We start from the raw sequence: 253 nt of genomic DNA on the forward strand, positions 1-253 counted from the left end.
TGTGCAGACAGCAGTAGTAGAACCTAATGCTATTGTCGGCAAAGGATTTACGGTAACAGTAAAATTATTTGATGCTGACACGCATCCTGTCGCATTGCTTACCGTCAATGTTCCCGTGTAAGTTCCAGCTGCAGTATTCGCAGGGATGGAAATATTAATCGGACTTGCTGGTAAAGCTGCATTTGATACTGGCAAAAAAGCATTTGCAGGACTGGCGTTCCACGTAATGCTGTAGTTTGTCGGAGAATTGGTT

At 43.9% G+C, this 253-nt stretch carries 1 protein-coding gene; it reads right to left on the reverse strand.

Features of this window, described 5'->3' with window-relative positions:
• Window positions 1-253, reverse strand: a 253-nt coding sequence (locus DMB71_RS00055) for a hypothetical protein (RefSeq protein WP_162614719.1), incomplete at both ends; no start/stop codon positions are given.

This window comes from Flavobacterium tistrianum, from assembly GCF_003254545.1.
Lineage (GTDB): Bacteria > Bacteroidota > Bacteroidia > Flavobacteriales > Flavobacteriaceae > Flavobacterium > Flavobacterium tistrianum.